This window comes from Microbispora sp. H10836 (assembly GCF_012999525.1).
In the GTDB taxonomy this organism is placed as follows: domain Bacteria; phylum Actinomycetota; class Actinomycetes; order Streptosporangiales; family Streptosporangiaceae; genus Microbispora.
This window is the reverse complement of sequence record NZ_JABBWU010000003.1, coordinates 94747-111194: the sequence shown is the minus strand read 5'-3', so window position 1 is coordinate 111194 and position 16448 is coordinate 94747. Positions and strand designations below refer to the sequence as shown.

17 protein-coding genes and 1 pseudogene are annotated in these 16448 nt (G+C 72.0%); 4 read left to right on the top strand and 14 right to left on the bottom strand.

Annotated elements, in window-relative coordinates:
* The first annotated feature begins 177 nt into the window (after positions 1-177).
* Positions 178-480 (top strand): PLD nuclease N-terminal domain-containing protein, encoded by a 303-nt coding sequence (locus tag HHX30_RS07930; protein WP_169980962.1) that lies wholly within the window; start codon positions 178-180, stop codon positions 478-480.
* A gap of 103 nt (positions 481-583) precedes the next feature.
* Here the strand turns inward: HHX30_RS07930 and ccsB are convergent, their stop codons facing one another.
* The 6 genes and pseudogenes from ccsB to HHX30_RS07900 all read right to left on the bottom strand — a co-directional run bounded on the left by ccsB (position 584) and on the right by HHX30_RS07900 (position 6383).
* Positions 584-1567: a c-type cytochrome biogenesis protein CcsB gene (ccsB, locus tag HHX30_RS07925; RefSeq protein WP_169980961.1), complete on the bottom strand. Its 984-nt coding sequence runs from the start codon at positions 1565-1567 to the stop codon at positions 584-586.
* A 3-nt stretch (positions 1568-1570) separates the two neighbouring features.
* On the bottom strand, positions 1571-3316 hold the full coding sequence (locus HHX30_RS07920) for a cytochrome c biogenesis protein ResB (protein ID WP_169980959.1): 1746 nt from the start codon (positions 3314-3316) through the stop codon (positions 1571-1573).
* Positions 3316-4047, bottom strand: a complete 732-nt coding sequence (locus tag HHX30_RS07915; RefSeq protein ID WP_169980957.1) for a cytochrome c biogenesis CcdA family protein — start codon at positions 4045-4047, stop codon at positions 3316-3318. The genes HHX30_RS07920 and HHX30_RS07915 overlap by 1 nt, the downstream gene beginning before the upstream one ends.
* The gene (locus HHX30_RS07910) at positions 4040-4642 is read right to left on the bottom strand and encodes a TlpA family protein disulfide reductase (RefSeq protein ID WP_396703499.1); all 603 of its coding nucleotides are present in this window, start codon (positions 4640-4642) and stop codon (positions 4040-4042) included. Before HHX30_RS07910 ends, HHX30_RS07915 begins: the two co-directional genes overlap by 8 nt.
* A gap of 217 nt (positions 4643-4859) precedes the next feature.
* Positions 4860-5462 (bottom strand): annotated as a pseudogene (locus HHX30_RS07905) (histidine phosphatase family protein); the annotation flags it as partial.
* Between the two features lie 12 nt (positions 5463-5474).
* Positions 5475-6383 (bottom strand): LysR family transcriptional regulator, encoded by a 909-nt coding sequence (locus HHX30_RS07900; RefSeq protein WP_169980953.1) that lies wholly within the window; start codon positions 6381-6383, stop codon positions 5475-5477.
* Positions 6384-6587: 204 nt separating this feature from the next.
* Between HHX30_RS07900 and HHX30_RS07895 the strand changes: the two genes are divergently transcribed.
* Both HHX30_RS07895 and HHX30_RS07890 read left to right on the top strand, forming a co-directional pair.
* Positions 6588-7475, top strand: coding sequence for an EamA family transporter (locus HHX30_RS07895; RefSeq protein WP_169980951.1), 888 nt, complete (start codon positions 6588-6590; stop codon positions 7473-7475).
* Between the two features lie 15 nt (positions 7476-7490).
* Complete coding sequence (locus HHX30_RS07890) at positions 7491-8087, top strand: Uma2 family endonuclease (protein WP_169980950.1); 597 nt, start codon at positions 7491-7493, stop codon at positions 8085-8087.
* 29 nt (positions 8088-8116) lie between these two features.
* Here the strand turns inward: HHX30_RS07890 and HHX30_RS07885 are convergent, their stop codons facing one another.
* Positions 8117-8356, bottom strand: coding sequence for a LysR substrate-binding domain-containing protein (locus tag HHX30_RS07885; RefSeq protein ID WP_311922206.1), 240 nt, complete (start codon positions 8354-8356; stop codon positions 8117-8119).
* A gap of 48 nt (positions 8357-8404) precedes the next feature.
* Here HHX30_RS07885 and HHX30_RS07880 point away from each other — a divergent pair, with 48 nt between their 5' ends.
* Entirely contained in the window at positions 8405-8581 is a 177-nt protein-coding gene (locus HHX30_RS07880; protein ID WP_249349806.1) for a hypothetical protein, read from the top strand.
* A 1-nt stretch (position 8582) separates the two neighbouring features.
* On the opposite strand, the gene hemL is transcribed toward HHX30_RS07880, so the two are convergent.
* From hemL to HHX30_RS07845, 7 genes are all read right to left on the bottom strand, one after another.
* A complete protein-coding gene (hemL, locus tag HHX30_RS07875; RefSeq protein WP_169980948.1) occupies positions 8583-9899 on the bottom strand; it encodes a glutamate-1-semialdehyde 2,1-aminomutase in 1317 nt (438 codons plus the stop codon).
* Positions 9900-9923: 24 nt separating this feature from the next.
* Positions 9924-10568 carry a bifunctional DNA primase/polymerase gene (locus HHX30_RS07870; RefSeq protein ID WP_169980947.1) on the bottom strand — a complete coding sequence of 215 codons (645 nt, stop codon included), beginning with the start codon at positions 10566-10568 and terminating at the stop codon, positions 9924-9926.
* 119 nt (positions 10569-10687) lie between these two features.
* Positions 10688-11674 carry a porphobilinogen synthase gene (gene hemB / locus HHX30_RS07865; RefSeq protein ID WP_311922236.1) on the bottom strand — a complete coding sequence of 329 codons (987 nt, stop codon included), beginning with the start codon at positions 11672-11674 and terminating at the stop codon, positions 10688-10690.
* A 68-nt stretch (positions 11675-11742) separates the two neighbouring features.
* The gene (locus tag HHX30_RS07860) at positions 11743-13332 is read right to left on the bottom strand and encodes a uroporphyrinogen-III synthase (protein WP_169980945.1); all 1590 of its coding nucleotides are present in this window, start codon (positions 13330-13332) and stop codon (positions 11743-11745) included.
* On the bottom strand, positions 13329-14201 hold the full coding sequence (gene hemC, locus HHX30_RS07855; protein ID WP_211591782.1) for a hydroxymethylbilane synthase: 873 nt from the start codon (positions 14199-14201) through the stop codon (positions 13329-13331). Before hemC ends, HHX30_RS07860 begins: the two co-directional genes overlap by 4 nt.
* Positions 14202-14236: 35 nt before the next feature.
* A complete protein-coding gene (locus HHX30_RS07850) occupies positions 14237-15532 on the bottom strand; it encodes a glutamyl-tRNA reductase (protein ID WP_169980942.1) in 1296 nt (431 codons plus the stop codon).
* A gap of 25 nt (positions 15533-15557) precedes the next feature.
* Entirely contained in the window at positions 15558-16256 is a 699-nt protein-coding gene (locus tag HHX30_RS07845; protein WP_169980940.1) for a redox-sensing transcriptional repressor Rex, read from the bottom strand.
* Positions 16257-16448 lie beyond the last annotated feature (192 nt).

Below are 16448 nucleotides of genomic sequence, written 5' to 3'. Positions count from 1 at the left end.
GCTGCCACCACCGCGACCCCCGCCGGTGGCGGCCTCTGTCGCCCGGCTCCGCCATCGCACCCCTCAGTCAGGCTCCGCGTCCTCGTGCCGCGTACCGGTCCACCGTACGATGCCGGGCTGCCCCCGTCACCCCGAAGCCCGACCCGATCAGTGGCCGGCATGGCTTACCGTGTGGGCATGCCTAGCGTGATTATCGGCCTGGCGCTGCTTGCCCTCTGGCTCTACTGCCTCTTCGATGTGATCACGACCCCCGAGCAGGACGTGCGCAATCTCCCGAAGTTCCTGTGGGTCCTCATCGTGATCCTCCTGGCGGACATCGGTGCGCTGACCTGGCTCCTCGTGGGTCGCCCCCGCCGTCAGCACGCCGTGTACGCGGCGGGAAGCGGCGGGTGGGCCCAGAGCGGCGACGTGCCCCGCGGACCCGACGACGACCCCGAGTTCCTGCGCAGCCTCGATCGGCGCCTGCGCGACGAGGACTGACCCCGCACGAGACCGCACATGAGACCCCGCGCGACCCCCCCGCGCACCCCCTCGAACCTCCCGCCGGGAGTCCCCGCGTGAGACCTCCGCCGCGAACGGCCCCTTACTTGGGCACGTCGGCGTAGGAGTGCAGTCCCGAGAAGAAGATGTTGACGCCGACCAGGTTGAACAGCAGGCAACCGAAGGCGACCAGCGAGATGATCATCACGGCCTTACCGCGCCACCCGGCCGTCGCCCGGGCGTGGAGATAGGCGGCGTACACGACCCACGTGATGAACGCCCACACCTCCTTCGGGTCCCAGCCCCAGTAACGGCCCCACGCGCGGTCGGCCCACAGGGCGCCGGCGATGACGGCGAACGTCCAGATCGGGAAGGAGATGACGATCGCGCGGTGCGCGACGCGCTCCAGGCTCTCCCTGCTCGGCAGCACCGACGGGCGCCCGTCCCTGCGGATCAGGTAGAGGATCGCGCACACGCCCGCCACGATGAACAGCCCGCTCGCCACGATCGCCGCCGTGACGTGGATCGCGATCCAGTACGAGTGCAGCGCGGGCATCACCGGGCCCGCCTGGACGTGCAGGAACAGCACGGCGAAGCCCAGCCCGAGCGCCGCCGTCACGGTCACGAACGCGCCGAGGAAGCGGATCGGCTGACGGATCAGCAGCGCGAGGAACGCGGTCACGGCGGCGAAGCAGATGGCCACCACGAACTCGTACATGTTGGCCCACGGCCACCGGTCGACCGCGATGCCCCGGGTGATGATGCCGGCGAGGTTGCCGGCCCACGCGATCCAGGTGAGGACCACGCCGACGGTCCCCGCACGGACGGCCCACGCCGCCGGCTGCGAGCCTGAATCCTCCGTCGTGTCCCCGGTCGCGTCGCCGGTCGTGTCATCGGGCACCGCCGGACCGCCCGCGCCGACGAGCTCCCGCCGCCGGGCGGACACGACCGTGCGGGCCCGGCCGAAGGCGAGATCCAGCGCGAAGCAGATCATCGCGGCGAGATACAGCAGGACGGTGACCAGGATCAGCTGGTCGCTCAGCGTGGCGAGACTCTGGTTGACCGCTTGGGTTACCGGGGCGGGCATCACTCACTCCTCGTCCGGGCGGCCGCCCGGCGCAGCGTTTCCGGTGGGCGCGTCCGGCGTGGACGCCCCGGGCTCGGTCGTGGCGGGCTTGTCCTGCGTGGACGCTCCGCGCTCGGTCGTGGCGGGCTTGTCCGGCCCGGTCGCCTCCGGCCGCTCGGCCGGGGACCCGTCGGGCCCGCCGCGCAGGGCCGCGACGATCTGGGCGAACTCCTCGGCGAAGGCCGCGCCGCCGCCTTCGGTGCGGGTCAATCCTCCCACCGTGACCGTCCCGTCCTTCACCCGGACCCAGACGCGGCGACGGCGGACCGTGAGGGACAGCACGAGCCCGATCACCGCGGCGGCCGCGGCCAGCAGGGCGGGCTCCCGGCCGGGGTCGTAGGTGATCTGGAGGCTGATCCACTCCTTCACGCCGGTGAACTCGATCTTCCCGGCGCCGTCGGCGAGCTCCTTGGTCTCGCCCACGTTGAGCGGGGTCGGCTGGGCCGACATCTTCCCGAGTGGCTTCAGGTTCGTGGTGTCGAGCTGGTAGACCGACTGCGGCTGCCCCGACTTGAGGCCGAGGTCGCCGGCGAACGGGAAGATCTGCACGGTCGGGTTCGCGGCGCCGGGGAAGACCGACACCCACGTGTCGCCGTTCGGCACGGTCGTGGGCAGGAAGCGCGCCAGGAACCCGAGCTGGGTCGGCTGCGCGTCCGGCACCTTGATCACGCACTCGGACGTGTAGGTGGCCTGGTCGTCGGCCAGGCACGGCACCGGGCCGTCGTAGGCCACCTGGCCCTTGCCGTCGGTCACCCGGAACGTGGGCGCGTAGCCGTGCCCGATCAGGTAGGTCAGCGTGCCGTCCACGTCCAGCGGGTCGTTGACCTTGAGGTCCGCCTCGCGCGGCGCGGACGTCGGCGAGTCCTGGACGGTCAGCCTGGCGTGGTAGTCCAGCGGCTGGCCCTGCTTGTCCCCCGCGGCCACGTAGGTCGCCTGGAAGTCCTTGAGCGTGAAGGAGAACGGCTCCAGCGACTCGGCGTTGACCCGGCTGCCGGGCATGAAGCGGTCGTAGGCCGCCACCGCGTTGGAGAAGCCGTCGCCCTCCACGACCAGCACGTTGCCGCGGTAGCCGTACAGGCCTCCGGCGCCGACGGCGAACAGCAGCGCGAGCAGCGCGACGTGGAACAGGAGGTTGCCGGTCTCCCGGAGGTAGCCCTTCTCGGCCGCCACCCAGCCGTCGCCGGTGACCACGCGGAACCGCCTGCGTCTGAGCGTGGCGGCGGCCTGCTCCAGGGTGAGGCCGCCGTCGAGCGTCTCGCTGTGCGGCAGGCGCAGGAGGTTGCGCGGCGCGGCGGGCGGGCGGCGCCGGATCTCCTTCACGTGCGCCAGCGCGCGCGGGAACACGCATCCGGCCAGTGAGACGAACAGCAGCAGGTAGATCGCGGCGAACCAGGGCGAACTGAAGACGTCGAACAGCCAGAACCGGTCGAGCCACTCGGCCTGGGTGGGGTTGTCCTTGAAGTACTGCGCGACCCTGGCCGGGTCGACTCCCCGCTGCGGGTAGATGGAACCGGGGACCGAGCCGAGCGCGAACAGGAACAGCAGGATCAGCGCCGTGCGCATCGAGGTGAGCGTGCGCCAGGCCCAGCGCAGCCAGCCGACCGGTCCCAGGCCGACCGGCTTCGTCCGCTCCTGCGCCTGCTGCTCGGCCTGCTCCTGTGCCGCGGACTCGTCCCGTACGGCGGACGCGAGGTCGTCGGGGGCGCTCATCAGATCACCGGCCTGAAGCCGCCGACCCATACCTGCAGGTGGACGATGATCTCCGACCACTGCCCGGTCACGAGCAGCAGGCCGACCGCCACGAGCATGCCGCCGCCGACCCTGGTGATCAGCGGGGTGTGGCGGCGCACCGCCTTGAACGTGTGCAGCGCCTTGCGGTAGGCCAGCCCCGCCAGCACGAACGGCAGGCCGAGACCCAGCGCGTACGCGAAGGCGAGGGCGGCGCCGCGCAGCGCGCTGCCCTGGTTCACCGAGAGCGTCATCACCACCGCCAGCGTCGGGCCGATACACGGCGTCCAGCCGAGGCCGAAGACGACCCCGAGCAGTGGGGCCGTCGCGATCCCGGCCGCCGGAAGTTTGTGGATGCGCACGTCACGCTGGAGACCGGGGATCACTCCCACGAAGGCCAGCCCGAGGACGATCGTCACCACCCCGAGGACCCTGGTGATCACGTCGGCGTTGCCGTGCAGCGCCGCGCCGAGGCCGCCGAACAGCGCGCCTCCCAGCACGAACACGGCCGCGAACCCGAGCACGAAAAGCGCGCTGCCGAGCACCATCCGGCCGCGCTTCGGGTCGCCGCTCATGCCCGTGACGTACGACAGGTAGCCGGGGACCAGCGGCAGCACGCAGGGCGAGACGAACGACACGAGCCCGGCGACCGCGGCGATCGGCGCGGCCAGCAGCAGCGACCCGGTCGCGACGGTGCTGCCGAGGTCACTCATCGGTCACCTTGGTGACGGCCGAGAGCAGGTCGTCGTACTTGACCGCGCCGAGCGCGCGGGCGGCGATGCGGCCCTGGGCGTCGATGATCAGCGTGGAGGGGATGGCGGCGGGCGGCACCGTGCCCTGGAACTGCAGCAGCACCTTGCCGCTCTGGTCGTAGATGCTCGGGTAGCCGGGCTCGACCGAGCGGTCGTACGCCTGGGCGGAGGCCTTGAGGTCCTTGAAGTTGACCCCGAGGAACTCCACGCCCTTGGTCTTCGTGGTCGCCGCGATGTCCTTGAGCACGGGCGCCTCGGCACGGCAGGGCGCGCACCAGGAGGCCCAGAAGTTCAGCACGTGGACCTTGCCCGCGGTCAGCGTGGCCGTGCCGCCGTCGAGGGTCTGCCCCTCGACCACGGGAGCCTTGTGGCGCTGGGCGGCGGCGAAGAACTCGACGCGGCCGTCCCCCGCGATGAAGCGCGTGTCACCGGAGCGGGGCTGGGCCGCCTGGCCGCCCGCGCAGCCGGCGAGGGCCGTCGCGGCCGCGGCCGCGGCGGCGAGCGCGGTCAGACGCTTGACGGTCACGCGCGTGGCGGAAGGGCGCTTGGCGGACACGGGAGGAGATTCTCCTTGCACTACAACCGGTAGAGCTGTAAGCCTACCGAGCGATGCGGGTGCCCCGTTCGCCGGGTCACACGCCGGGGACGGATCGCGGGCCGGGCGTCTCCTCGTCCTCCGGACCCGCCTGCAGGACCTCCGGGAGCGCCTCGCCGGCCTTGTCGAACAGCGCGGCCTCGCCCTGCGGCTGCGTGCCGGACGCCCTGAGCAGCGCCCCGGCGGGTTCGCTGTAGCCGACGCTGATGAGCCGGTCGCCCTCGAAGGTCAGGCTGGTGAGGCTGGCGAGCGCGCACTGGCGGCGGCGCGGGTCGTGCCACAGCCGCCTGCCCTCGGCCGCCAGCCGGATGATCCAGATGGGCAGCTGGTGGCTGACCAGCAGGGCCTCGTGGCCGCGCGCCGCCGCCCGCGCGTCGTCCACGACGGCCTTCATGCGTGCCACGACGTCCCGGTACGGCTCGCCCCACGACGGACGGAACGGGTTCCTGAAGTGGCGGTAGGACCGCGGATCGCGGAAGACGTTGTCGCTGCCGGCCATCCGCAGGCCCTCGAAGACGTTGCCCGCCTCGATCAGCCGCTCGTCGGTGGCCACCTCCAGGCCGAGCGCCTTGGCGGACGGCGCCGCGGTCTCCTGGGCGCGCTCCATGGGCGAGCTCCACACCGTGACGATGTCCCTGCCCTCGACGGCCTTGGCGACCACCTCGGCCATCCGCAGGCCGGTCTCGGACAGGTGGTAGCCCGGCAGCCTGCCGTACAGGACCCCACGGGGATTGTGAACCTCACCGTGCCGGAGCAGGTGAACGATGGTCATCTCTGTCATGACCTGGACAGCCTACCCGCCGGGCAGCTCGGAGCACGCGGAGCGCAGCGCGTCGACGGCGGCGCGGATCGCGGGACGACGGGCGGCGTCGGTCCGCCAGACCGCGTAGATCCGCCGCACCGGCGGCGGCTGGACGGCCAGGACGGCGACGCCCTCGGGCAGCGGTCCCCGGCCCAGCCGGGGGATCAGCGCGCAGCCGTGGCCCTCGGCGACCAGCGCGAGCTGGGTGGGGTACTCGTCGGCCATGCAGACGATCCGCGGTTCCCGCTCCTCGGAGCGCAGCAGGAACACCAGGAAGTCGTGACACACCGTGCCGGGGGTCGAGCTGATCCAGCTGTCGCCCGCGAGGTCGCTCAGCCGCACCCGGTCGGCGCGCACCAGGGGGTGGTCGGCCGGCACGACGACGTCGGCCACGTCGTCGAGCAGCGTCGTACGCGACAGCCCCTCGGGCAGCGCCATCGGCCGGTTGAGCCAGTCCTGCAGGACGGCGAGGTCGAGGTCGCCGCGCACCAGCTCGCGGGTCTGCCGCTCCGGTTCCCTCTCGTAGACGAGCAGGTCGAGATCGGGGTGCTGTCTCTTGAGCGCGGTCAGGGCGCGCGGCACGATGCCACGGGCCGCGGTGGGGAAGGCGGCCATGTTCAGTTTGCCGACCACCGCCCCGCGCAGCGCCTCGAAGTCGGCCTCCGCCGTCTCCACGAGCGCGAGGATGCGCTCGGCGTGGTCGGCGAGCAGCCCGGCGGCGTCGGTCAGCTTCACCCCGCGCCCGTTGCGCTCGATGAGGACGGCGCCGGTCTCCCGTTCGAGCTTGGCGAGCTGCTGGGAGATCGCCGAGGGGGTGACCATGAGCGCTTCGGCCGCGGCGCCGACGGAGCCGTACACCGCGACGGCGTGCAGGGCCTTCAACCGGTTGAGGTCCAACATGTAGCCAGTCTAAACCGTTCTGCTTAGAAAAACTTGTTTGCGCTCAACTGTTTAGCGATGCAACGATATAGGCATGCGAATCTTCAACCGACTCTTCACGAAGCCCGTCCGTTCCGAGCAGACGTCCTATCTCGAGACCCTGGCCAGGCAGGCCAGGCAGAGCCGCGACCGCCACCCCTCGCGCTGATCGCCGCATCCTGATCCATGCGGCCCCGCCACCTGGCTCTCGCCGTCGCGCTCGCCGCCGTCTGGGGCTTCAACTTCGTCGTCATGCAGACGGGCCTGAAGCACTATCCGCCGCTGACGTACGCCGCCCTCCGGTTTCTGCTGGCCGCCTTCCCCGCCGTGCTGGTCGCCGGAGGGCCGCGCGTGCCCTGGCGGTGGGTGCTGGCCACCGGCGCGTCGCTCGGCGTCGCCCAGTACGGCCTGCTGCTGCTCGGCATGCGCGCCGGCATGCCCGCCGGGCTGACCTCCCTGGTCCTCCAGGTGCAGGCGGTCTTCACCGCGCTGTTCGCGACCGCCCTGCTGGGCGAGCGGCTCGGGCGGCGCCGGATCGCCGGGACGGCGGTGGCCTTCGGCGGCCTGGGCCTGATCGCGGCCGACGTGGTCGCGAGGTCGGGGGCGATCCCCTTCGGCGCGTTCCTGCTGTGCGTCGGCGCGGCGGCCGGGTGGGGGCTCGGCAACGTCGCCACCCGCAGGGCCGCACCGCCCGACTCCCTGCGGTTCATGGTCTGGGTGAGCGCGGTGTCGGCGCCGCCCCTGCTGGCGCTGGCCCTGGCGACCGAGGGGCCGTCCTCGCTGGGGTCGTTCACGGCCGAGGGCGTGGGCGCCGTGCTCTACACCGCGTTCCTGTCCACCCTGGGCGGCTTCGCCGTCTGGGGGTGGCTGCTGGCCCGCTACGACGCCTCGGTCGTCGCGCCGTACAGCCTGCTCGTGCCGGTCTTCGGCATCGCCGCCGCCGCACTGTTCACCGGCGAGCCGGTCTCTCTCCTCACGGTCGCCGCGGGCGCCCTCATCCTCGCCGGCCTCCTGTTCGCCAACTCCCGCCCCCGTACGGCTCTCGCGAGACCCCCCGTCCCCGCCTCCCGCTGACCTACAGTCCGTAGCGTGAGCACCGTTTTCGAGTACTGGCCGGCGCCGCCCCCCTCTGGGTGGACCGCGGACGACCTCGATCACCTGCCTGCGGAGGGCCCGAACGGCGAGCCGGGATTCTTCGAGCACGTCGAACTGCTGGATGGCGCGCTCGTCTTCATGGCCCCACAGCAGCGGTTGCACCAGCGTTTGGTCCAAGCGTTCACCGAACGTCTCGACGCCCAGGCTCCCAGCCATCTGGCGGCGGTCCATCGCATGGACGTCAAGCTGGGGGAACGGACGCGGCCCTGCCCGGATGTGATGGTCATCGACGCCGAGGCCACAGCGGACAATGCACGCACTTTTTACCGGGCGCGAGAGGTCCATCTCGTGATCGAGATCGTCTCCCCGGAGTCGGTGGAACGCGATCGCAAGCTCAAGCCGCTGCGGTACGCCGAGGCGGGCATCCCGCACTTCTGGCGGGTGGAGGAGAACGACGAGCGTCCCGTCGTCTACGTGTACGAACGGGACCCCGCCACGGGCGCGTACACGCCGACCGGGATCCACCACGGGCGCCTGGCGGTACAGGTGCCCTTCCCCGTCGAGGTGGATCTCGATCAGCTGGTGAAGTGAGGCCCGGAAGGCGGCGCCCTTCGGGAGGCTCAGCCGCTTTCCGCGTGATCGGCGCGTAGCAGCTCGAGGAAGGCCGTGGCCGCCGGCGACGGCAGGTCGCCCCAGACCAGGTGCTCCACCCGCGTCGGAGCGTCGCGAAGACGGATCACACGCAGGTCGGGAAAGCGCGGCGCGTACGCGGCCGGCAGCATGCCCACGCCGAGCCCCTGACGCACCAGATCGACCATGAACCCGGCGGACGACACCTCGAAGGGCATCTCACGCCGCACGCCCGCCACATCACCCAGGCCGCCGCGCCCGGCACCTTCGGAGCCGCGATGTCGCTCAACACCATGGCCTACAACACGTCCATCGCGCTCGGGGCGCTCTTCGGCGGGCTGTTCGTCGACCACCTGGGCGTCACGAGTGTCGTCTGGTACGGCCTGGCGCTGACGGCGGCTTCGCTGCTCCTCGTGCTCGGCGCCCGTCGGGCGCCGAGCACGAGCGTGAAGTGACTCAGACGCCGGCGGCCTGAGCGGCGGCCTTGGCGGCCAGGGGCAGGGCCTCGGCCACCTGCGTGAGCGCCGCGTCGTCGTGGGCGGCCGACAGGAACCACGCCTCGTACGCCGACGGCGGCAGATAGACGCCCTGGTCGAGCATGCTGTGGAAGAACGCGCGGTACGCGTCGGCGTTCTGGGTGCGCGCGGAGTCGAAGTCGGTGACCGGGGTGTCGGTGAAGAAGATCGAGAAGAGGTTCCCGGCCCGCTGGAGGCGGTGCGGGACCCCGGCGGCGGCCAGCGCGTCGGAGGCGGCCCGGCCGATGACCAGGGCGGACGCGTCGATCCGGTCGTACGCGTCGTCGTCGCAGGCGCGCAGCGTGGCCAGCCCGGCCGCGCAGGCGAGCGGGTTGCCCGACAGCGTGCCGGCCTGGTAGACGGGCCCTTCGGGGGCGAGCGCGGCCATGACCTCCGCCCGGCCGCCGAACGCGGCGGCGGGCAGCCCGCCACCCATGACCTTGCCGAACGTCATGAGGTCGGCCTCGACGGGGTCGATGCCGTACCAGCCGGAGGCGGACACGCGGAACCCGGTCAGCACCTCGTCGATGATCAGCAGCGCGCCGTGCTCGGTGCACAGCTCGCGCAGGCGACGGTTGAAGCCCTCGGCGGGCGGCACCACGCCCATGTTGGCCGGGCACGCCTCGGTGATCACGCAGGCGATCTCGAAACCGCGGAACGCCTCCTCGACCGCCTCCACCGAGTTGTACGGCAGGACGATCGTGTCGGCGGCCGAGGCGCCGGTGACGCCGGGGGTGTCGGGCAGGCCGAAGGTGACGACCCCGGACCCGGCCGAGGCCAGCAGCGCGTCCACGTGCCCGTGGTAGCAGCCGGCGAACTTCACGACCTTCGCCCGCCCGGTGAACCCGCGGGCCAGCCGTACGGCGGACATGGTCGCCTCGGTGCCGGAGCTGACCAGGCGGACCTTCTCGACGGGGGTCACCCGGGAGACGATCTCCTCGGCGAGCAGGACCTCTCCCTCGGTCGCGGTGCCGAACGAGAAGCCGCGCGCGACGGCCTCCTCCAGCGCCTCCACGACGGCGGGGTGGCGGTGGCCGAGGATCATCGGGCCCCAGGAGCACACGAGGTCGACGTAGCGGTTGCCGTCCACGTCGGTGATGTACGGCCCCTCGCCGGAGGCCATGAAGCGGGGCGTGCCGCCCACGGCGCCGAAGGCGCGCACCGGCGAGTTGACGCCGCCGGGAACGATCCGGCGGGCGCGGTCGAACAGGTCCTCGGAGGTCTGCGTGCGAGTCACGCCCTCCAGATTACGGGCCATCCGGTCCGGGGCCCGTACCGGGAACTACTCGCAGAAGTCGGCGAGCAGGTCGAGCACGCGCAGCGGGTCGGGCAGCGGACGGCCGTCAGGGGGCCTGATCCAGCTCACGACCCCGCCCACGGGCGTGGTGGACGGCGGCGCGAGCACGTAGCTGTCCCGGCAGTGCCAGCGCAGTCCCGGCGTGCTGTCGATCGTCTCGGGTCCCGCGTCCAGGCTGCAGGACCACCACTCGTCCTCGTCCTCGGGCGCCCCTCGCGTGGCCACGAAAAAAAGCACCCGGTCGCCGTTCTCGGCGACCGGGCCCGTGTCGAAGCCTGCGGCGTCCATCGCGGCCAGGGCGGGACGGCCCGCCGAGGCCGGTACGTCGAACACGTCGAACACCCTGCCGGTGGGCAGGATCACGTTCGCGTCCGGATCCTGCTTCCACCACCGCGTGAGCAGCGCGGTGTCCGTCGTGGCCTGCATCTGCCACGCGGGCGACAGCGGGTGCATCCCGGGGTCGGGACAGCCGACCCGGTCACAGGAGCACGCCCTGCCCCCCTCGCTCAGCGGATGCGCGCCCATACAGCTCGCCCAGCCCAGTTGTGCGTATTCGAGCACCGACGTCAACTTCCGCGGCGCGTGATGCGCACGCCGTTTCGCACGTCGGGCCAGCGGTACCCCCACCATGGCGCTCCTCCCCACAAGCGTCCCCGCCGCCCTCCTGCGGATACGCAAGATGCACGCGGTACGTACCTGATAATGCCTTCTGGCCGGTCGCGGCGCGGCAGGACCCCCCTGATGAGGTGTCAGGATAGTCCGCGGGCGACCTCGGTGGCCCAGTAGGTGAGGATCATGCCGGCTCCGGCGCGGCGGATCGCGATCAGCGATTCCATGATCACTCGCTCCCGGTCGATCCAGCCGTTGGCCGCGGCCGCCTCGACCATCGCGTACTCGCCACTGACCTGGTAGGCCGCGACCGGCACCTCCACGATGTCGCGCACCTGCCGCAGGATGTCCAGATATGCCAGGGCCGGCTTGACCATGACGACGTCCGCGCCCTCGGCCAGGTCGAGGCGCACCTCGCGCAGCGCCTCGCCGATCGGGCCGGCCGGGTCCTGCTGGTAGGCGCTCCGGTCGCCGAACTGCGGCGCGCACTCCGCGGCGTCGCGGAAGGGCCCGTAGAACCCGGAGGCGTACTTGGCGGCGTACGCCATGATCGGGACCTCGGCGAAGCCCTCGGCGTCGAGGGCCGCGCGGATGGCGCCCACTTGGCCGTCCATCATGCCGCTCGGCGCGATCATCCTGCTGCCGGCCGCCGCCTGCGCGACCGCGGCCGACGCGTACCGCTCCAGCGTCGCGTCGTTGTCCACCTCGCCGTCGGCCGTCAGCAGGCCGCAGTGGCCGTGGTCGGTGTACTCGTCCAGGCAGGTGTCGGTCATCAGCACGAGCGCGTCGCCCAGGTCGGAGGCGAGGTCGCGCAGCGCCACCTGGACGATGCCGTCGGGGTCGTCGGCGCCGGAGCCCCGGGCGTCCTTGTGCGCCGGAATCCCGAACAGCATGATCCCGCCCACGCCGGCCTCGGCCGCCTCGTGGGCCGCCTTACGCAGCGACTCGCGGGTGTGCTGGACGACCCCGGGCATGGAGCTCACCGGCTGCGGCTCGGCGATGCCCTCCTTGACGAACATCGGCAGGATGAGCTCGGCCGGGTGCAGCCGCGTCCCCGCGACCATCCGGCGCATCGCGGCGGTACGGCGCAGCCGCCGGGGCCGTGCCACCGGGTATTGGGCGTTCACAATGGTCTCCCCGCTCGTGATCGCGCCGGCCCGCGGGATCGTCTCCCGCGGGCCGTATGCGATCTGGTTCATTTCACGCGCCGTCGTGCGCCCCTGCGCATCTGGGACGGCCGGCGGGGCACCTCGCCCGCCGAGACCGCGGCGTGCCGCATCTTCGCACCGTAGTCCGCCAGCGCGGCCGCGAGAGCCGAAGCGGACGGGTGGTCGGCCATCACGTCGACCCGCAGGCCGAACTCCTCGGCCGTCTTGGCCGTCTGCGGCCCGATGACCGCGATCACCGTGACGTTGTGCGGCTTGCCGGCGATGCCGACGAGGTTCCGCACGGTCGAGGACGAGGTGAACAGCACGGCGTCGAACCCGCCGCCCTTGATCGCCTCGCGAATCGGGGCCGGCGGCGGCGCGGCGCGCACGGTCCGGTAGGCCGTCACGTCGTCGCACTCCCAGCCGAGCTGGGTCAGGCCCGCCACCAGCGTCTCGGTCGCGATGTCGGCCCGCGGCAGCAGCACCCGGTTGATCGGGTCGAGCATCGAGTCGTACGGCGGCCACTCGGCCAGCAGGCCCTCGGACGACTGCTCGCCCGTCGGCATGAGGTCGGGCTTCACGCCGAACTCCACCAGCGCCCGCGAGGTGGCCTCGCCCACGGCGGCGACCTTGAGCCCGGCGAAGGCCCTGGCGTCCAGGCCGTACTCCTCGAACTTCTCGCGCACCGCCTTGACCGCGTTGGCGCTGGTGAAGGCGACCCACTCGTAGCGGCCCGTGACCAGGCCCTTGATGGCGCGGTCCATCTGCTGCGGCGTGCGCGGCGGCTCGACGGAGATCGTCGGCACCTCCTCGGGCACCGCGCCGTACGAGCGCAGCTGCTCCGACAGGCCCTTGGACTGCTCCTTGGTGCGCGGCACGAGGACCCGCCAGCCGAACAGCGACTTGGTCTCGAACCAGGACAGGCGCTCGCGCATGCCGACCGCGTCGCCGACCACGATCAGCGCGGGCTCGGTCATCCCGGCGTGCTTGAGGTCGGGACCGAGCCGCCCGAGCGTGGAGACCACCGTGTACTGCTCGGTGGTCGTACCGTCGCTGGTCACCGCCACCGGTGTCGAGTCGGGCTTGCCGCCGGCGATCAGCGCCTTGCCGATCGGGACGGCGTCCGCGACGCCGTTGTAGATCACCAGCGTGCCCTCGCACGCGGCGTGCTTCGCCCAGTCGTCCACCTGCGCGGCGTCCACGATCCGGAACTCCGGCACCGACGCCGCCGGCGGGATGCCGGCGTAGGTCAGCACGGCAGTGGCGGGCGGCACGCCCGGCACGATCTCGAAGTCCACGTCCGCCTTGGCGCAGGCGGCCACCTCGTCGGTGACCGAGGAGAAGAAGGACGGGTCGCCCGAGCACAGCCGCACGACCGTGCGGCCCGCCTTGGCGGCCTGGATGGTCTTCAGCGACACCGAGTTCTCCGCCGCGTCGGCGGAGATGTCGACGACCTCCGCGTCCTCGCGGCAGTGGCGCAGCAGCGCGCCGTACGCCTGCCGGTCGAGCACGACGACGTCCGCTCTGCCCAGCAGGTCGGCGCCGCGCAACGTGAGCAGGTTCTCGTCACCGGGGCCGGCGCCGACGAAGGCGACGAACCCGGACCGGGTCTGAGTGCTGTGATTCGCGGGGCTCAACGGGCCTGCTCCCCCATCAACGTGTCGGCCCCCTCGGCGATCATGGCTGCCGCGAGATCGCGGCCCATCTCCACGGCCGTCGAAGTGGGTCCGGAGGTGGACTTGCGCACCGACCGTGCGCCGTCGACGCCGACGACGGTGGCGGTCAGATTGAGAATGTGCCCGTCACCGGAGGCGAAAGCACCTACCGGGGCCGCGCAACCGGCCTCGAGGGCGGCGAGCACCGAGCGCTCGGCGTCCACCGCGGCCCGCGTCGGCGGGTCGTCGACGGCGTTCAGCAGCTCGATGAGGTCGTCGCGGTCGGACAGGCACTCGACGGCGAGGGCGCCCTGCCCGGGAGCGGGCAGCATCTCGTCGACCTCGAACACCTGGGCGATCTCCCCGTCGCGGCGGATCCTGACCAGCCCCGCGGCGGCCAGCACGATGGCGTCGAGCTCGCCCGACGTCACCTTGCCGATGCGGGTCTCCGCGTTGCCCCTGATGGGGACGTACTCGAGATCCGGCCGGAGCAGCCGCAGCTGGGCCACCCGGCGCGGCGAGCCGGTGCCGATGCGGGCCCCGGCGGGCAGGTCGTGCAGCTTGACCGGGCCGACGAGCGCGTCGCGCGGGTCGTCCCGCCGCGTGATCGCCGCCATCGCGATCCGCTCGTCCGGCTTGGTCGGCAGGTCCTTCAGCGAGTGGACCGCGAAGTCGACCTCGCCCGCGAGCAGCCTGCCGCGCAGGTCGTTCACGAACACGCCGGTGCCGCCGAGCTGGGTCAGGTGGGCCCGGGACACGTCGCCGAACGTGGTGACCCCGACCAGCTCCACCTCCCGGCCGGTCAGCGCGGTCAGCCGGTCGGCGACGATCTGCGACTGCGAGGTCGCCATCAGGCTCTTGCGGGTGCCGAGCCGCAGGGGGACGGTCACTGTTCCACCTCCAGGCTCGCAACGGCATCGGGCGTCTTCGGGTCGAGGCCGAACAGCTCGCGCAGCGCCTCCGCGTACTGGTCGCCGCCCGGTGAGGCGGCCAGCCGCTTGACCCGTACGGTCGGTTCGTGGAGCAGCTTGTCCACGACCCGCCGCACAGTCTGGGTGATCTCGTCGCGCATCCGCCCGTCGATGTCCGGCAGGCGGGACAGCAGCCGGCCCATCTCGGCCTCGACGACCCCGGCGGCCTTGCTGCGCAGGGCCACGACCGTCGGGGTGACGAGCGCGGCGCGCGCCGCGTCGAGGTAGGCGGTGACCTCCTCGGCCACGATGCGCCTGACCTCGCAGATCGCCTCGGCCCGGCCGCCGTCGGAGACGTCGCCCACGCCGTCCTGCTGCATCGACTTCAGGTCGACCAGCGTCACGCCGGGCAGGGCCCGTACGCCGGGGTCCACGTCGTGCGGCAGCGCGAGGTCGAGGAGGAACAGCGGGCGCTCGCGGTCCCCGATCATCTCGGGGGTGACGGTGCGGGTCCCGGCGCCGATGCAGGAGATGACCAGGTCGGCCTCCGCCAGCTCGGCGGGGACGTCGGCCAGGTCCGCGGCCCGGCCGCCGACCGTCTCGGCGAGCCGTTCTGCCCGCTCGCGGGTGCGGTTGGCGATGACGACGTCGGTCACGCCCGCGCGGGACAGCGTCGCGGTGGACAGCGAGCTCATCGAGCCCGCGCCCACGACCAGGGCGCGCCGGCCGGTGATCGGGCCGAGCACCCGCTCGGCGAGCGTCAGCCCCACGCCGACCAGGGACGCGCCGGCGCGGTCGATGCTTGTGTCGGCGTGCGCGCGCTTGCCCACGCGCAGCGCGTGCTGGGCCAGCTCGTTGAGCGTGGTCCCGGCCGTGCCCTCCTCCTGCGCCAGGCGCAGCGCGCCGCGGATCTGGCCGAGGATCTGCCCCTCGCCGATCACCATGGAGTCGAGCCCGCAGGCGACGGTGAACAAATGCTGGACCGCGCGGTCCTCGTAGTGCACGTACAGGTGCCGCGCGAGCATCTCCTGCGGGAGGCCCGAGTGCGCGGCGAGCATGTTCGTCACCGCGGTGACGCCGCCGTGGAAACGGTCGACGACGGCGTAGACCTCGACGCGGTTGCACGTCGAGACGACCAGCGCCTCGGACACGTTCTCGTCCGCCTGCACGTCGTGCAGCAGCTTGACGAGCGCGTCCCCGCTGACCGTGACACGTTCGAGCAGCGCGACCGGTGTGGTCCGGTGGCTCAGGCCGACGACGAGGACACTCATGAGCTCGCTCCGATCGATGGCTCACTCACATGACCACCCCGTCCGGCCACTCCTCGGCCATGATGGGCCCTCCATTAGCCTTGCGCTGCTCGTGGAACGCAAGTATCTGCAGTTCGATGGATAAATCGACTTTACGGACGTCCACGCCGTCAGGCACAGCCAGGACGACGGGGGCGAAGTTCAAAATACTGGTGACACCGGCCGCGATGACACGGTCGCAAACCTGCTGCGCCGCCGTGGCGGGGGTGGCGATCACCACGATCGACACCCCGCGCTTCTGGATCACCGACTCCAGCTCGTCCGTGTGCTCGACGACGAGACCGGCGATCCGGTCGCCCACGACGTGCGGATCCGCGTCGAGCAGGCCGGCGATCCGGAACCCGCGGGAGGCGAACCCGCCGTAGTTGGCCAGCGCCCGGCCGAGGTTTCCCACGCCCACGATGGCCACTGCCCAGTCCTGAGTGAGACCAAGCTCACGCGATATCTGGTAGATGAGGTACTGCACGTCGTACCCCACGCCCCGGGTGCCGTACGACCCGAGGTGCGACAGGTCCTTGCGGAGCTTGGCGGAGTTCACCCCGGCGGCGAGCGCCAGGTCCTCCGAGCTCACCGTCGCCGTGCCGCGCTCGGCCATCCCGTTGAGCGCGCGCAGATAGAGCGGCAACCTCGCCACCGTGGCGTCGGGAATGCCGCGGTCGCGGGCCTGCGGGATACGGCGGATCACTTGCCGGGGCTCCAGGGGGACGGTCGGCCGGTTACGCCCCCGGCCGCACAGCGGATGCGACGGATGAATACCAGGTTAGTGCCTTTGTGAAGCGATGCACAAAGTGATCGTGCGCTGCTCCCACGTTCCAAGGGTCGCAGGAGGGGACGCCGGTCTCCATTCCGGGCCACGAGGATCGCAATAATCGAGAGC

Coding starts and splice junctions, on each gene's coding strand:
- HHX30_RS07930 (WP_169980962.1), top strand. CDS start 178: ATGCCTAGCGTGATTATCGGCCTGGCGCTGCTTGCCCTCTGGCTCTAC.
- HHX30_RS07895 (WP_169980951.1), top strand. CDS start 6,588: ATGCGGCCCCGCCACCTGGCTCTCGCCGTCGCGCTCGCCGCCGTCTGG.
- HHX30_RS07900 (WP_169980953.1), bottom strand. CDS start 6,383: ATGTTGGACCTCAACCGGTTGAAGGCCCTGCACGCCGTCGCGGTGTAC.
- ccsB (WP_169980961.1), bottom strand. CDS start 1,567: ATGCCCGCCCCGGTAACCCAAGCGGTCAACCAGAGTCTCGCCACGCTG.
- HHX30_RS07850 (WP_169980942.1), bottom strand. CDS start 15,532: ATGAGTGTCCTCGTCGTCGGCCTGAGCCACCGGACCACACCGGTCGCG.
- HHX30_RS07920 (WP_169980959.1), bottom strand. CDS start 3,316: ATGAGCGCCCCCGACGACCTCGCGTCCGCCGTACGGGACGAGTCCGCG.
- hemC (WP_211591782.1), bottom strand. CDS start 14,201: ATGGCGACCTCGCAGTCGCAGATCGTCGCCGACCGGCTGACCGCGCTG.
- HHX30_RS07915 (WP_169980957.1), bottom strand. CDS start 4,047: ATGAGTGACCTCGGCAGCACCGTCGCGACCGGGTCGCTGCTGCTGGCC.
- HHX30_RS07870 (WP_169980947.1), bottom strand. CDS start 10,568: ATGGTGGGGGTACCGCTGGCCCGACGTGCGAAACGGCGTGCGCATCAC.
- HHX30_RS07880 (WP_249349806.1), top strand. CDS start 8,405: ATGTCGCTCAACACCATGGCCTACAACACGTCCATCGCGCTCGGGGCG.
- hemL (WP_169980948.1), bottom strand. CDS start 9,899: ATGGCCCGTAATCTGGAGGGCGTGACTCGCACGCAGACCTCCGAGGAC.